The sequence below is a fragment of the Janthinobacterium aestuarii genome, assembly GCF_046113285.1.
Taxonomy (GTDB): domain Bacteria; phylum Pseudomonadota; class Gammaproteobacteria; order Burkholderiales; family Burkholderiaceae_D; genus Janthinobacterium.
This window is the reverse complement of record NZ_CP142524.1, coordinates 2244263-2257440: the sequence shown is the minus strand read 5'-3', so window position 1 is coordinate 2257440 and position 13178 is coordinate 2244263. Positions and strand designations below refer to the sequence as shown.

The window sequence follows — 13178 nt, the reverse complement described above, 5'->3', positions numbered from 1 at the left end:
AATTGTAGACCTTGTGTGACTAACTGTTTGTTCGCAAGGACACATAAGGAATCCCGTCGCAATCTCACCACAGTTTGCCCAAAGGCACTACCAAGCCGCTGAACAGCGACCAGTCCGGCGACGCCGCCGTCAAGCCACGCGCCATGCCGATATCGATGGCCAACCGCGGCGTGGGGCTGTAGGTGGCAGCCAGCAGCAGCTGCGCCGTGGCTGGCGCGCCGCGCAGGCGCGTGCCCGACACTTCCGCCGTGGCGCCCCAGCGGTCGCTGACGGGCGTGGAAAAGGAGGCCGCCCAGCCCGTTTGCACCCTGCCCGTGCCAGGGTCGGAAGCCCCCAGGCGCGTGGCGTTCAGGTTGGCGTCCATGTGCACGGCGCCCAGGTCGCGGCTGAAAATACCGTTCAACGAGACGTCGCTCTTGCCGCTGCCGATGCTGTCCTTGGCAGTGGGCAACTTCCAGCCCAGTTCCAGGCCCAGCGCCGTGGCGCTGTCGAGCAAAAAGGCGCGTTTGAGCACGACCGTCGTGTCGCCCACGCCCGTCTCGCGCCGGCCCGTGTCATCGCGCGCGCGCACGAAGCCCTCACCTTCGAGCAGCACGCCCCATTCGGGCGTGAACGCCAGCTTGAACGTGTACGGCAAGCTGGCGCGGCGCGTGTCGTCCGTTTTCGACAGCAGGCCGCCCGCCTCGAATTCCAGCTGACCCGGCACGGGCAGCTGGGCGGGACTGGCCACCGATGGACGATAAGGCAGGACGGGATCGCCCTCCTGCGCCTGCGCCAGGGGCGCCAGCGACAGCAGCAACAGGAAAAAACTGAAGGAGGACAGGAAAGAAGATGGCATGGGGGACCCGGAAGTGGCAAACGCGCAATAGCGACAGCCTACCACCGCCGCGCCCATTGCGCCCGAGCCAGCCGCTGTCAGGCCAGGCGCCGCACATCCTGCCGGGCGGGCGGCACTGGCCGGCGCAGCGGCGTGACATTGCTGGCCGCCGGCACGGCGATGCGTTCGGCCTGGGCATGCAGGCGGAACACGCCCACCAGTTCCGTCAGGGTCTGCGCCTGGTCCTGCAGCGATTCGGCGGCGGCTGCCGCCTCTTCCACCAGGGCCGCATTCTGCTGCGTCACCTGGTCCATCTGCAGCACGGCCTGGTTGACTTGCTCGATGCCGGCGCTTTGCTCGGCGCTGGCGGCCGTGATTTCCTGCATGATATCGGCCACCTGGCGCACGCTGGTCACCACCTCATCCATCGTCCTGCCCGCGTCATGCACGAGTTTGGAGCCGATTTCCACCTGTTCGACGGAGTCGCCGATCAGGGTCTTGATTTCCTTGGCGGCACTGGCAGAACGCTGGGCCAGGCTGCGCACTTCGGATGCCACGACGGCAAATCCCCGCCCTTCCTCGCCCGCCCGGGCCGCTTCCACGGCCGCGTTCAAGGCCAGGATATTCGTCTGGAAGGCGATGCCGTCGATGACGCTGATGATGTCGACGATCTTGCGCGACGACGCATTGATCGATTCCATGGTCTGCACCACCTGCCCCACCACGGCGCCGCCCTTGCCGGCCACATCGGACGCGGCGCCGGCCAGCGCATTGGCCTGGCGCGCATTGTCCGCGTTCTGCCGCACGGCCGAGGTCAGCTGTTCCATCGAGGACGCCGTTTCTTCCAGCGAACTGGCCTGCTCTTCCGTGCGCGACGACAAGTCGAGGTTGCCCTGGGCGATTTCGCTCGAGGCCGTGTTGATGGTGTCCGTACCCGAGCGCACCTGGCTGACGATGCCCACCAGCTTGTCGCGCATGGCTTTCATGGCGAACAGCAGGCTGGCATTGTCATGGGTGGCCGTGCGGATATCGATGGTGAGGTCGCCCTCGGCGATGGCGCCGGCGATCCTGACGGCGTACGCCGGTTCGCCGCCGAGCTGGCGCGTCAGTCCGCGCGTGATCAGCGCCCCCAGCGCCAGGCCGGCCGCCATGCTGCCCAGCACGAGCGCGATCATGAAGCTGCGGCTGGCCTGGTACACGCCCGAGGCCTGTTCGGAAGCCGCCTTGGCGCGCTCTTCCTTCTGCAGCGACAGTTTATCCAGCATACCGTCGAGTTCATCGGCATGCTGGCGCGTCTTGTTGAGCAGTTCGACCAGTTGCGCGCTGCGCTGCGCCAGCGGCTCGGCCGCCGCCAGCGCCAGGGCTTGCTGCATGGTGGCAATGTACTCCGCTTCGACAGCGGCGAAGCGGGCAAACAATTCCTTGGCGGCCGACGTGACGAACAGCGGCTGGGCCTTGGCCAGATAGCTTTTATTTAGCTCGAGGAATTTGCCGATGTCGGCCTGGCGCGTGGCGCGCTCCTCGGCGGTCGTGGCCAGCAAGAAATTGCTGCGCGCGCGACCCACCTTGATCAGGGCAATATTGGCCTCTTTGATGTACGACAGCCCCAGCAATTCATGGTTGTACATCTGCCCCGCCATGGTATCGATCTTGCCCATGTTGAAGATGCCGATGCCGGCCACGATGGCCCCCATCAGCGCGACGCAAAAGAAGGCAGCGAGCAGGCGCGTCCCCACTTTCATTTTACTCAACATGTTTCCTCCCAGACAAGACGGTAGCCAATAATTTAAGCTATGACTTGAATATAAGGAAAAAACTGTCACTAAAATGCTCGGATTGTCACTAACCAACAATTCCTTGATACAAAGCAACATGCCCCGGGGCGTGCCATGTTAGCAATCCCCGGGAGAGCGTCAATGGCCGCTGTGCCCGCCTGGCTTGCGCACCGTCATTTCCACGCCGCTTTTTGCCGCCGGCTTGCCCGCGCCCTGGCCCCGCACCGGTTCCGGCAAGGCGCCCGTCCATTCATAGGCCACGCTGCCGGCCGGGTGCTTGTACCAGCCCGGGTCGCGGTAATCGCCCGGTTTCTGATCCTTGCGCACCTTGACCGTGGTAAACATGCCGCCCATGCCGATGGCACCGAAGGGGCCGTCGCCCGCCATCATCGGCAAGGTATTGTCGGGGATCGGCATCTGCATCTCGCCCATGTCGGCCATGCCCCGCTCGCCCATCACCATGTAGCCGGGCACGAGCTGGTTGATCTTCGCCGCCACGCCCTGATGGTCGACGCCGATCATGGTCGGTACGTCATGCCCCATGGCATTCATCGTGTGGTGCGACTTGTGGCAGTGGAAAGCCCAGTCGCCGATGTCCGTTGCCGTGAACTCGACGGCGCGCATCTGGCCCACGGCGATATCGGTCGTCACTTCGGGCCAGCGCGATTCGGGGCGCGTCCAGCCGCCATCCGTGCCCGTCACCTCGAATTCATGGCCATGCATGTGGATCGGGTGGTTCGTCATGGTCAGGTTGCCCACGCGCACGCGCACCTTGTCGCCCTGGCGCACGACCATGGGGTCGATGCCGGGGAAGACGCGGCTGTTGAAGGTAAACAAGTTGAAATCTGTCATGGTCATGATCTTCGGCGTGTAGCTGCCCGGGTCGATGTCGTAGTTGCTGAGCAAGAAGACGAAATCGCGGTCCACCTTCATGACATTCGGGTCTTTCGGGTGCGTGACCCAGAAACCCATCATGCCCATGGCCATCTGCGTCATTTCATCCGCATGCGGGTGGTACATAAAGGTGCCGGGCCGCCTGGCGACGAATTCATAGACGAAGGTTTTGCCGGGAGGAATACCCGGCTGGGTCAGGCCCGTGACGCCATCCATGCCGTTGGGCAAGCGCTGGCCATGCCAGTGCACGCTCGTGTGTTCCGGCAACTTGTTGGTGACGAAGATGCGCACGCGGTCGCCCTCCACGACTTCGATGGTGGGACCGGGCGACTGGCCGTTGTAGCCCCACAGGTTCGCTTGCATGCCGGGCGCCAGTTCGCGCACGACGGGCTCGGCCACGAGATGGAATTCCTTGACGTTGTTGTTCATGCGCCAGGGCAAGGACCAGCCATTCAGGGTGACGACGGGGTTGTACGGACGCCCGTTCGGCGGCGGTGGCGGCGCTTTCGTGTCTGCGCCGGCCATGCTGACGGCTTCCGGCAGGGAGGCCGCACCGACTCTGCTCACCGCTGCCGCACTGAGGGCGACGGCGCCCGCATTCATGAAAAAATTTCTACGTGTAATCATCATTATTCCTTGTTGGCTGGGCCGCTGCCGTTGATGGCGCCTTGCAGTTCGGTTTGCGCGATCCAGAAATCGCGCTGGGTTTCGATGGCGCTGTTGACGCTGGCGACTTGCTCACGCGCATCGGCCAGCAGTTCGAACACGCTGGCCAGCATGCCGTTGTAGCGCAGCAATACTTCATGCGAGATCGTCTTGCGCAGCGGTACGACTTCATCGCGGTAATGGCGCGCCAGGTCGTAGGCCGTGCGGTAGCTCGAATACGCTTCGCGCACTTCCGAGCGGGCCTTCACCGCCGTGCCCGCCGTGCGCTGCAGCGACTGCTCGTACAGCGCTTGCGCCTTGGTGTTGCGCGCCGCGCCCCAGTCGAACAGCGGCAGTTCCAGCGATACCTCATAGCCGTTTTCGCGCGGCGCCTCGCTCGTGCTCTTGTTGGTATAAGCCACGTCGAGCACATTGATGAAACCCGTGACCTTGGACAGGCCCAGTGCACTGGCCGTGGCATGGGCGTCAAGTTTGCTCATCTGCACGTCGAGGCGCTGCTCCATCGCCTGCGCCTCGATATTGCCCGCCTCCGCCGCCTGGGCCGGCAAGTCGGGCAGGCGCGACGGCAAAGTAAAGCTGGTCTGCTTGCCCCACAGGCCCAGCAAGCGCGTCAGGTGTTCGCGCGTCACCAATGCCTGGTGGCGGGCGCGGGCCAGGTCGCCGACGGCGTCCGCATAAAACACTTGCTGGCGCGCCTGGTCGAGGCGGCTCCAGTTGCCCGCCTGCCGCAAGCGCGTGGCCAGTTCGGCGCCCGCCTCGGCCGACAGCAGCGCCCGCTGCATGAACGCTTCCGTCTGCACGGCGGCCACGGCATTGAAGTAAGAGCGGCGCGTCTCAAGCGCCAGCTGCACGGCGCTGCCGGCGGCCTGCAGCTTGGCTTGCTCGAAGCGGCCCCGCTCGATGTTCACGCGCATCGGCATGGTCAGCAAGCCCGCCAGGTCGAAGCTGACGCCGCGGTCGATTTCATTGCCGTGGCTGCCGTGCGAACGGCCGAACGACAGGCCCGGGTTGCGCAAGCGCCCCGCCTGCACCAGGTCCGATTCGGAGGCGCCCAGTTCGGCCAGCGCCACTTTCATGCCGTGGTTGTTCATCAGGGCAATGCGCACGGCGCTGTCGGCGTCCAGGGGCTGGGCCAGCAGGGAAGCCAGCTTTTCCTCGCCGCCCTTGTCCGTCAATGCCGCAGGGGCGCCCGTGCGGGCGTCTGCCAGCGCGGACACGGCCTGCATGCCGCCATCGGGGCTGAAGCTGGCGCAGCCGCTGAGCAGCAAGGCGGCCGCCAGGGCCAGCGGCGTGAGGCAAGTTGATTTTGTAAAACGTGCCATCTCAGTGTCCCTCATGCTGGTGTTGCGGGGCGGGCTGGGCGGCCGGCTTGGGGCCGGGCTTCTCCATCGGCATCTTGTGGCCTTCCATCTTGTGCCCTTCCATCTTGTGGCCATCCATCTTCATCATGCCCATGTGGCCGCCGGCCTTGCCGACTTTCTCGTTGACGGCGCGCCAGGTCTGATCGGGCGTGGCGTCGTCCTCGGCGGCGGGACGGTAGCCGGCGAAGGCGGAGCGGTAGGCGGCGGCCGGCACGGGCGCTTGCGCCTCTTGCGGGGCGGATGGGGGCCGCGATTGGGCGGCGGCCAGCGGCAGCGAGGCAAGCGCAACGCCGGCGGCCAGCGCGAGGCTGAATAATTGCTTCATGGTATTCCTTGAATGACGGGGTATGGCGCGGCGGGCGCGCGACTGGAACGCTGGCGCGACCGGTACAAGCTGCAAAATCAAGATGCAGGGACGTGCGACGGCGGCACCGCCAGGTTCAACGGGCGGTCAGGCGGAGCGCGTGCTTCTCGGGGGACGTTCAGGGCCAGGCGGGATATGCCCGGCGAACAGGGAATCGGGTGCCAGCGCCGGAGGCGGCGCGCGCAGGGTCAAGGCGTGCAAGGCAGGCATGCCCGGGGGGGCAGTGGCGCCCACCGTGCAGGCGCCGTGGTTGCTGCAATCGTGGCCAGGGTGGCCGGCGCCGCCATCGTCCATGGCCATTTTTAGCGGCTGGTCCTGCATGTGGGACATGCCGGCCATGTCGCCCATGTCGTGGCACTGGGGCGCCTCCATCGCTACGGCGGTGACGGTGACCGCTGCCGCCCGCTCGTCCACGCAGCAGCTGCGCATGGCCGACGCAAAGCCCTGCAGGGGCAAGGTGACGGCCAGCAGCCAGAGCAGCGAGCGGGCGAGAAAGCGGAAAAAGGCACGGTTCATGGCACGACTATAAACCTTCCCACATGAGGAAGGTCAAGTGCCTATTTGATCTCGCCGGCCCTGCGTCAGCCAGATGATGTAGGTGCCGTAATAGCCCTGCCCTTCCAGGATGACCTTGCCATCGGCAAAATGGATTTTCTCCACTTTATTGACGGTAAAATACGCGCGGCCATCGGCCGCCTCCACGTCGCCCAAGCAACGGGCGCGGGGCCGGCGGTAGCCGCTGGCGCGCCCGATGGCCCACATCAGGTCGCCGATCATGAAGTCGTCAATCATTTCGGCCAGCAGCGGCCGGTGACCCGCCAGCATGGCCGTGATGTCGGGGTAACCGGCGTCCCTGAGCTCGGGCAAGTCGCTTTCCTCGTATTGCAGATCGTCTTCGCGGCAATCCTGCACGAAACTGTTGAACGGTTCGTCGAGCAGTCCCGCCAGCGCCGCTTCCGGCACGCTCAGGCGGAACGGGTGCAGCGGCAGCACGCTGTGCTGGCCGTAATTGAGTTCGCGGCAGTCGAGCAAGGCCAGCGGGTGGGGCTGATCACCCACCTCGCAGCGGATGCCAAGTTCTTGCTCAAACGTCATCAATATTCACCGTTGCCATGCACATTGTCCCCGTTGTACACCATCAGGGCCATATGGTAAGCGCTGTCGGGCAAACGGGACAGGCTCAGATGCAACAGAAAACAACGGATCAGTTCATCCCGCACGGCACGCCTGTCAGGCGGGTTCCGTGATGCCCACGCAATTGCGCCCGTTTTCCTTGGCCACGTACAGGGCCGCGTCGGCGGCCAGCAGCACGGCGTCCGTGCTGCGCTCCCCGTGCGACGATGCCACCACGCCCAGCGAGACCGTGATGGCGCCCGCGCCGGGAATCACGGCGGCGGCCACCTTGGCGCGCAGGCGCTCGGCCACCTGCATGGCCACGTCCAGGTCGGCATCGGGCAGCAGCATGATGAACTCGTCGCCGCCATTGCGGCACAGCACGTCGGCATCGCGCGAACAGGCGCGCATCAGCTGCGCCAGTCGCAGGATGACTTCATCGCCCACGGCATGGCCCCATTTATCGTTGACTTGCTTGAAATGGTCGATATCGATGGCGATGACAGAAAACGGCCGCGCCTGCGCCTGCCAGACGTCGAGCGCCGCCGCCATGCCGCGCCGGTTCGACAGGCCCGTCAGCGGGTCCGTCTCCACGTCGGTCTTCAACTTGCCGATCCTGTTCTGCAACAACGCCAGGCCCTTCAGCAAGGCTTTCTTGATCTGCGCCGCCTCCACATACCAGGCACGGATGGAGGCGATGTGCTCGCTCGTACCAGGCACATCCATGCGCCGCGCCCCCTCGGCCAGTTGCATCAGGGGCCGCGAAATCAGGCTGGCCAGCCACCAGATGAATGGCAAACTCAGCAAGGCGATTGGCAGGGAATGCCATACGGTATTGGCCATCAGCTGGTTCAGCGGCGCCAGGGTCATGGCCGTGGGCCGCTGCGCCACGATGCCCCAGCCCGTCGACGGCATGACGGCGTAGCCGGCCAGCATGTCCACGCCCAGGCTGTTATGCATGCGCCGGTTGCCGCCGCCCCGCTGCGCGATGATGGTGTCGATAACGTCATTGCGGCCGGCCACGTGGCCCAGGCGCTCAGGATCAGGGTGATAAAGCAGGCGCCGGTTCTGGTCGACCACGTACAGGTAGGAGCCGTCGCGGTAATAATGCTGGCCCAGCATGGTGTACAGGATGTTTTTCTGTTTCAGGTAGATGCTGCCGCCCACGTAGCCGAGGTAGCGGCCATCCTTGCCAAGGATGGGATGCGAGATGAACACCACCAGATTGCCGACCGAAGATATGTACGGCTGCGTGACCAGCGGGCGCCGTTCGCGCAGCGCCTGCGCGGCGCCGGCCGAGTCGAGCGTGCGGTTTTTCAGGGCCAGGGTTTCCGGCGACACGCCCAGCACCTTGCCCTGGGCATCGACGATGAGCACGGAATTGAAGCTGTTCGTCTGCAGGCGCAGGCGCTGTGCTTCTTCCGTCAGCCATTGCTCGTCGTCCATGCGCGACGGCAGGCTGCCGGCGCTGTAGGCCAGCTGCTGGCGCGCCGACTGCAGGAAATCCTCGGCCGTGCTGGCCAGCTTGCTCGCGTAGGCGTGGTTCGCTTCCAGGGTGGTATCGATCAGCAGCTGGCGCTGCACGCTGTAGCTGGCATAGAAGGTGTTGGCCAGGGACACCAGGGCGCTGGCAAAGGCCACGAGCACGATCAAACGGCGCAAGTTCATGCGCGGAACAGGTTTAGTCCACATGGAGTCGGCAGGAAATTGGAAAGTATTGCGCTACAGAAAGGGCGCATTATACCGAGACAGCCGTGCCAATATTGAAATCCTGGCATCGTTGGTCAAAGAATGTGAACAAGCGGCAACGCTGAGCGCTGCCGCCTTGACTTGCATCAAGCGTGAATCGCATGCTTGCGGACCCAGTCCACGTAGCGCTGCATCCAGCCCTGGAAGAAACCGAGGCTGGCCGGACCGATGCCGCCGTGCTCGTCAAACAGGCCGTCCTTGGCCTGGATAAACATTTCAGGCTGCCCCAGCAGCGGCACGTCCAGGTAGGCGAGCACATTGCGCAAATGCTGCTGCGCCAGCGCCGTACCGGTGGCGCCCACGGATACGCCGAGCACGGCACCGGGCTTGCCGCCCCACACGCTCTGGCCATACGGACGCGAGCCGTGGTCGAGGGCGTTTTTCAGCACGCCGGGGATAGAGCGGTTGTATTCGGGGGTGAGGAAGAGCAAGGCTTGCGATGCGGAAATGTCGGATTTGAGGCGCAGCACCTGCTCGGCCTGCGCGCCATCGTCGTCCTGGTTGTACAGCGGCAAATCGCCGATTTCAATGTGCTTGAAGGAAAACTCGGGCGGCGCCAGCTTGATGATGGCGTCGGCCAGCTTGCGGTTGAAGGAATCCTTGCGCAGGCTGCCGACGACGATAGCAACGTTATATTGACTCATAGAAATCCCCGATGATGGTTAAAAAAATGCCCTGAGGTGCGATGCACGTCAGGGCTATCTTGCCACACAATCATCGGTTTCGCGCTGCTTAGCGTGCGAAACCAGCGCACCTGAAAAAATGCTCAGGGCTAGGCGCCTTGCCGAAGACAGTACGAATGTACGGCAAGGCAAGGCAACAACGCCATGGGCGTTTTGGCAGGTGCGCTAACGTGCCAGGCCCCGGTACTCGCGGTAGTAGCGCCCGCCCAGGTTCGTCAATACCTCGTAGCCGATGGTATTGGCCATGGCCGCCACGGCATCGACCGGATGTTCGGCGCAGATCAGGTCGACCAGGCTGCCCGGCGCGACGCGTTCCTCGGCGATGGCGCTCACGTCCAGGGTGATGGAATCCATCGAGATGGCGCCGATCTGCGGCACTTTCACGCCATCGACGATGGCCAGGCCCTGGTTGCTCATGCTGCGCAGCCAGCCATCGGCGTAGCCGACGGAAACCGTGGCCACCTGGCGCGGCTCGCTGGCCGTGTAGCGGCGGCTGTAGCCCACGTGGTCGCCGGCGGCAATCGTGCGTGTCTGCAAGACCTTACCTTGCAGCCGCACCACGGAGCGCAGCGGATTCGGTTCGCCGCCCTGCGGTCCGATGCCGTACAGGGCCGCGCCGGGGCGCACCAGGTCGAAGTGGTAATCGGGCGACAAAAAGATGCCCGAGGAATTGGCCAGGCTGGCGCGGTATTGCGGCAAACGGGCGCGAATGGCGATGAAACGGGCCAGTTGCTCGCCATTCATCGGGTTGGCGCGCTCGTCGGCGCAAGCCAGGTGGCTCATGACATAACGCACATTGATGCCGTCGAGAAAGTGCGGGTCCAGCAGCCAGCCGTCGATTTCCTGCGGCGACAAGCCCATGCGCGACATGCCCGTGTCTACCTGCACGATCGCGTCCAGGGTGGTGCCCAGCGCTGCTGCGTGCCGGCGCCAGCCCGCCACCTGCGGCTCGCTGTTGAGCACGGGCGTCAGGCCATGGGCCGTGAATTCGCCTTCCGTGTCGACGGGCGGGCCGTGCAGCACGAAGATGGCCGCGTCCGGCGCCACGTGCGGGCGCAGGCTGATGCCCTCTTCCAGGTGGGCCACGAAGAAATGGCGGCACCCTTCTTCATACAGGGCCGCGCCCACTTGCGCGGCGCCCAGGCCATACGCATCGGATTTCACGACGGCCGAGCAGGCGGCCGGGTGCGCCTTGTCGCGCAGCAAGCGGTAGTTGGCGCGCACGGCATCGAGGTCCACCGTCAGGATGGCGCCGCTACGTTCCTTTGGAGGCATGCTTCCCGCCATCTCAGGCTCCCGCGTATTGCAACTTGCCGCCGCGCTGCGCGCCGCTGTAGCGGCTGACGGACAGGTCGTCGGCCAGAATGGCCGGCTTTTTCGACGACATCAGGTCGGCCAGCAATTGCGCCGAACCGCAGGACATGGTCCAGCCCAGGGTACCGTGGCCCGTGTTCAGGAACAGGTTGCGCAGCGGCGTGCGGCCGACGATGGGCGTGCCGTCCGGCGTCATCGGGCGCAAGCCCGTCCAGAACGTCGCCTCGGCCGTGTTGCCGCCGCCGGGGAACAGGTCGTTGACGACCATTTCCAGGGTTTCGCGGCGGCGCGGATTCAGGTTCAGGTTGTAGCCGGCGATTTCCGCCATGCCGCCCACGCGGATGCGGTCGTCGAAACGCGTGACGGCGATTTTATAGGTTTCATCGAGGATGGTCGACACGGGTGCCTTGGCCGCGTTGACGATGGGCACGGTGATCGAATAGCCCTTCAATGGATACACGGGAATGTCGAGCAGCGGTTTCATGAAGCCCGTCGAGTAGGAACCGAGCGCCACGACATAGGAATCGGCCTTGACGATTTCCGCGCCGCATTGCACGCCGGCGATTTCATCGCCCTGCGTCAGCAATGCATCGATGGAGACGCCATAGCGGAACTTCACGCCCAGTGCCTCGGCCATCTCGGACAGGCGCGTGGTAAACAGCTGGCAATCGCCCGTTTCATCGTTGGGCAGGCGCAAACCGCCAAACAGCTTGTCCTTGACAGCTTCGAGGGCCGGCTCGGCGCGCGACAACTCATTGCGCTGCAGCACTTCGTACGGCACGCCCGCGTCTTTCAACACTTCGATATCCTTGGCGGCGTCGTTGTATTGCTTTTCCGTGCGGAACAATTGCATCGTGCCTTGCTGGCGGCCTTCATACGTGATGCCGGCCTCGGCGCGCAACACCTTGAAGCAGTCGCGGCTGTACTCGGCCAGGCGCACCATGCGTTCCTTGTTCACGGCATACGCTTCCGGCGTGCAATTACGCAACATCTGCCACATCCATTTGAGCTGGGCGGCGCTGCCGTCGAGCGAGATGGCCAGCGGCGCGTGGCGCTGCATCATCCATTTCACGGCTTTCAGGGGAATGCCGGGCGCGGCCCATGGCGAAGCGTAGCCGGGCGAGATTTGCCCCGCATTCGCAAAGCTGGTTTCCAGTGCGGGGCCCGGCTGGCGGTCGATGACGGTCACCTCATGTCCTGCCTTGGCCAGATAGTAAGCACTGGTGACGCCGATGACGCCGCTACCCAGAATCACGATACGCATAGTTTCCTCATTATATTTTTTTAGGCTGACGCCAGATTAACCGCTATCATATTGGGAAAGAGCCAGTATTTGTTCACGTATAAATCGAGATATTCAGAAATAAATCATGAGAATCCTTAAAGAATCGGCACGTGGCCTCGACAAGCTGGACCGCCACATCCTGCGCATCCTGCAGCAGGATGGCCGCATCTCGATGAAAGACCTCGGCGAACAGGTGGGCTTGTCGATCACGCCCTGCATCGAGCGGGTCAAGCGCATGGAACGCGACGGTGTCATCACGGGCTACCACGCCAAGGTGAACCCGGCCGCGCTGGGCGCGAAGCTGCTCGTCTTTGTAGAGATTACTCTCAATCAAAAGTCAGCGTCCGCCTTCGAGCAATTCCGCCGCGAAGTGCTGCAGATTCCCGAAGTGCAGGAATGCCACTTGGTGTCGGGCGACTTCGATTACCTGATCAAGGCGCGCATCCATGAAATGGCCGAGTACCGCAAGCTGCTGGGCGACATGCTGCTGCAGCTGCCGGGCGCCGCGCAATCGAAAAGCTATGTGGTGATGGAAGAAATCAAGGAAACCCTGGCACTGTCGACCGACGTGCTGCAGAACCGGTAAAAGTACCGTCAGCCGGCACCACCGGCATCATTTTTTGCGCCTTTGTATAATCTTGTAGCACATTCGCGGCGACGCAAGCACACTCCCGGCATGACATCACGCCCGTCCCCTCTGAGATTGGAAGCAGTGATGCACACCGGGAGTCCCTATGAACACATTGATCAAACTGGCAGCTTCCTGCCTCGCGGGCCTGGCCGTGGCCATGTGCACCGCCAGTGAATACAAGGTCAACCGCGCGCCCGACAACGGCGCCATCTATCAAAACATCAAGGTCGGCAAGACCACCCGCCTCGACCTCGACGCGGCTCTGGGCAACGCCACCGTCGTCAGCTTCGATCCCGGCTATGAAGTCTGGGTCTACAAGAACCAGCTGCAAGCGCCCAAGGTGACGCGGCTGATCCCCCTGCTGGGCGAAAAAGGCACGCGCGAAGTGGCCGTCATGTTCGACCAGGCGGGCGTCGTGAAGAAATTCCGCATTCACGAGCCGCGCAAGTAGGCGCACAGCGAACGGGTGCCGCCAGCCAGGCTGGCTATACTGGCTGCTGGCTATCGCCGCCCACCGCTCACCTAC

Annotated in this window: 13 protein-coding genes; 2 read left to right on the top strand and 11 right to left on the bottom strand. The window is 64.0% G+C overall.

Going from position 1 to position 13178, the window contains the following annotated elements; all coding sequences use genetic code 11:
* Positions 1–64: 64 nt before the first annotated feature.
* The 11 genes from OX462_RS10185 to OX462_RS10135 all read right to left on the bottom strand — a co-directional run bounded on the left by OX462_RS10185 (position 65) and on the right by OX462_RS10135 (position 12000).
* The gene (locus tag OX462_RS10185; protein ID WP_409028326.1) at positions 65–838 is read right to left on the bottom strand and encodes a transporter; all 774 of its coding nucleotides are present in this window, start codon (positions 836–838) and stop codon (positions 65–67) included.
* A 77-nt stretch (positions 839–915) separates the two neighbouring features.
* Positions 916–2571 (bottom strand): methyl-accepting chemotaxis protein, encoded by a 1656-nt coding sequence (locus OX462_RS10180; protein WP_409028325.1) that lies wholly within the window; start codon positions 2569–2571, stop codon positions 916–918.
* 159 nt (positions 2572–2730) lie between these two features.
* Positions 2731–4113, bottom strand: coding sequence for a multicopper oxidase family protein (locus tag OX462_RS10175; RefSeq protein WP_409028324.1), 1383 nt, complete (start codon positions 4111–4113; stop codon positions 2731–2733).
* 2 nt (positions 4114–4115) lie between these two features.
* The gene (locus OX462_RS10170; RefSeq protein ID WP_409028323.1) at positions 4116–5474 is read right to left on the bottom strand and encodes a TolC family protein; all 1359 of its coding nucleotides are present in this window, start codon (positions 5472–5474) and stop codon (positions 4116–4118) included.
* Position 5475: 1 nt separating this feature from the next.
* Positions 5476–5838 carry a hypothetical protein gene (locus OX462_RS10165; RefSeq protein ID WP_121669945.1) on the bottom strand — a complete coding sequence of 121 codons (363 nt, stop codon included), beginning with the start codon at positions 5836–5838 and terminating at the stop codon, positions 5476–5478.
* 126 nt (positions 5839–5964) lie between these two features.
* Positions 5965–6393 carry a hypothetical protein gene (locus OX462_RS10160; RefSeq protein WP_409028322.1) on the bottom strand — a complete coding sequence of 143 codons (429 nt, stop codon included), beginning with the start codon at positions 6391–6393 and terminating at the stop codon, positions 5965–5967.
* 33 nt (positions 6394–6426) lie between these two features.
* The gene (locus OX462_RS10155) at positions 6427–6972 is read right to left on the bottom strand and encodes a hypothetical protein (RefSeq protein WP_121669947.1); all 546 of its coding nucleotides are present in this window, start codon (positions 6970–6972) and stop codon (positions 6427–6429) included.
* A 135-nt stretch (positions 6973–7107) separates the two neighbouring features.
* Complete coding sequence (locus tag OX462_RS10150) at positions 7108–8682, bottom strand: sensor domain-containing diguanylate cyclase (RefSeq protein ID WP_121669948.1); 1575 nt, start codon at positions 8680–8682, stop codon at positions 7108–7110.
* Positions 8683–8825: 143 nt separating this feature from the next.
* Positions 8826–9383 (bottom strand): NADPH-dependent FMN reductase, encoded by a 558-nt coding sequence (locus OX462_RS10145; protein ID WP_409028321.1) that lies wholly within the window; start codon positions 9381–9383, stop codon positions 8826–8828.
* Positions 9384–9587: 204 nt separating this feature from the next.
* Complete coding sequence (gene alr / locus OX462_RS10140) at positions 9588–10697, bottom strand: alanine racemase (protein WP_227742002.1); 1110 nt, start codon at positions 10695–10697, stop codon at positions 9588–9590.
* Positions 10698–10710: 13 nt separating this feature from the next.
* On the bottom strand, positions 10711–12000 hold the full coding sequence (locus OX462_RS10135) for a D-amino acid dehydrogenase (RefSeq protein ID WP_070222191.1): 1290 nt from the start codon (positions 11998–12000) through the stop codon (positions 10711–10713).
* 106 nt (positions 12001–12106) lie between these two features.
* Here OX462_RS10135 and OX462_RS10130 point away from each other — a divergent pair, with 106 nt between their 5' ends.
* Complete coding sequence (locus OX462_RS10130) at positions 12107–12607, top strand: Lrp/AsnC ligand binding domain-containing protein (RefSeq protein WP_070222192.1); 501 nt, start codon at positions 12107–12109, stop codon at positions 12605–12607.
* A gap of 148 nt (positions 12608–12755) precedes the next feature.
* The gene (locus OX462_RS10125) at positions 12756–13103 is read left to right on the top strand and encodes a hypothetical protein (protein WP_070222194.1); all 348 of its coding nucleotides are present in this window, start codon (positions 12756–12758) and stop codon (positions 13101–13103) included.
* Positions 13104–13178 lie beyond the last annotated feature (75 nt).

Excerpts from the sequence above, each read along its gene's own strand:
- OX462_RS10155 (WP_121669947.1), bottom strand. The coding sequence starts at position 6,972 with ATGACGTTTGAGCAAGAACTTGGCATCCGCTGCGAGGTGGGTGATCAG.
- OX462_RS10160 (WP_409028322.1), bottom strand. The coding sequence starts at position 6,393 with ATGAACCGTGCCTTTTTCCGCTTTCTCGCCCGCTCGCTGCTCTGGCTG.
- OX462_RS10135 (WP_070222191.1), bottom strand. The coding sequence starts at position 12,000 with ATGCGTATCGTGATTCTGGGTAGCGGCGTCATCGGCGTCACCAGTGCT.
- OX462_RS10130 (WP_070222192.1), top strand. The coding sequence starts at position 12,107 with ATGAGAATCCTTAAAGAATCGGCACGTGGCCTCGACAAGCTGGACCGC.
- OX462_RS10125 (WP_070222194.1), top strand. The coding sequence starts at position 12,756 with ATGAACACATTGATCAAACTGGCAGCTTCCTGCCTCGCGGGCCTGGCC.
- alr (WP_227742002.1), bottom strand. The coding sequence starts at position 10,697 with ATGCCTCCAAAGGAACGTAGCGGCGCCATCCTGACGGTGGACCTCGAT.
- OX462_RS10175 (WP_409028324.1), bottom strand. The coding sequence starts at position 4,113 with ATGATTACACGTAGAAATTTTTTCATGAATGCGGGCGCCGTCGCCCTC.
- OX462_RS10170 (WP_409028323.1), bottom strand. The coding sequence starts at position 5,474 with ATGGCACGTTTTACAAAATCAACTTGCCTCACGCCGCTGGCCCTGGCG.
- OX462_RS10145 (WP_409028321.1), bottom strand. The coding sequence starts at position 9,383 with ATGAGTCAATATAACGTTGCTATCGTCGTCGGCAGCCTGCGCAAGGAT.
- OX462_RS10165 (WP_121669945.1), bottom strand. The coding sequence starts at position 5,838 with ATGAAGCAATTATTCAGCCTCGCGCTGGCCGCCGGCGTTGCGCTTGCC.
- OX462_RS10150 (WP_121669948.1), bottom strand. The coding sequence starts at position 8,682 with ATGTGGACTAAACCTGTTCCGCGCATGAACTTGCGCCGTTTGATCGTG.
- OX462_RS10185 (WP_409028326.1), bottom strand. The coding sequence starts at position 838 with ATGCCATCTTCTTTCCTGTCCTCCTTCAGTTTTTTCCTGTTGCTGCTG.
- OX462_RS10180 (WP_409028325.1), bottom strand. The coding sequence starts at position 2,571 with ATGTTGAGTAAAATGAAAGTGGGGACGCGCCTGCTCGCTGCCTTCTTT.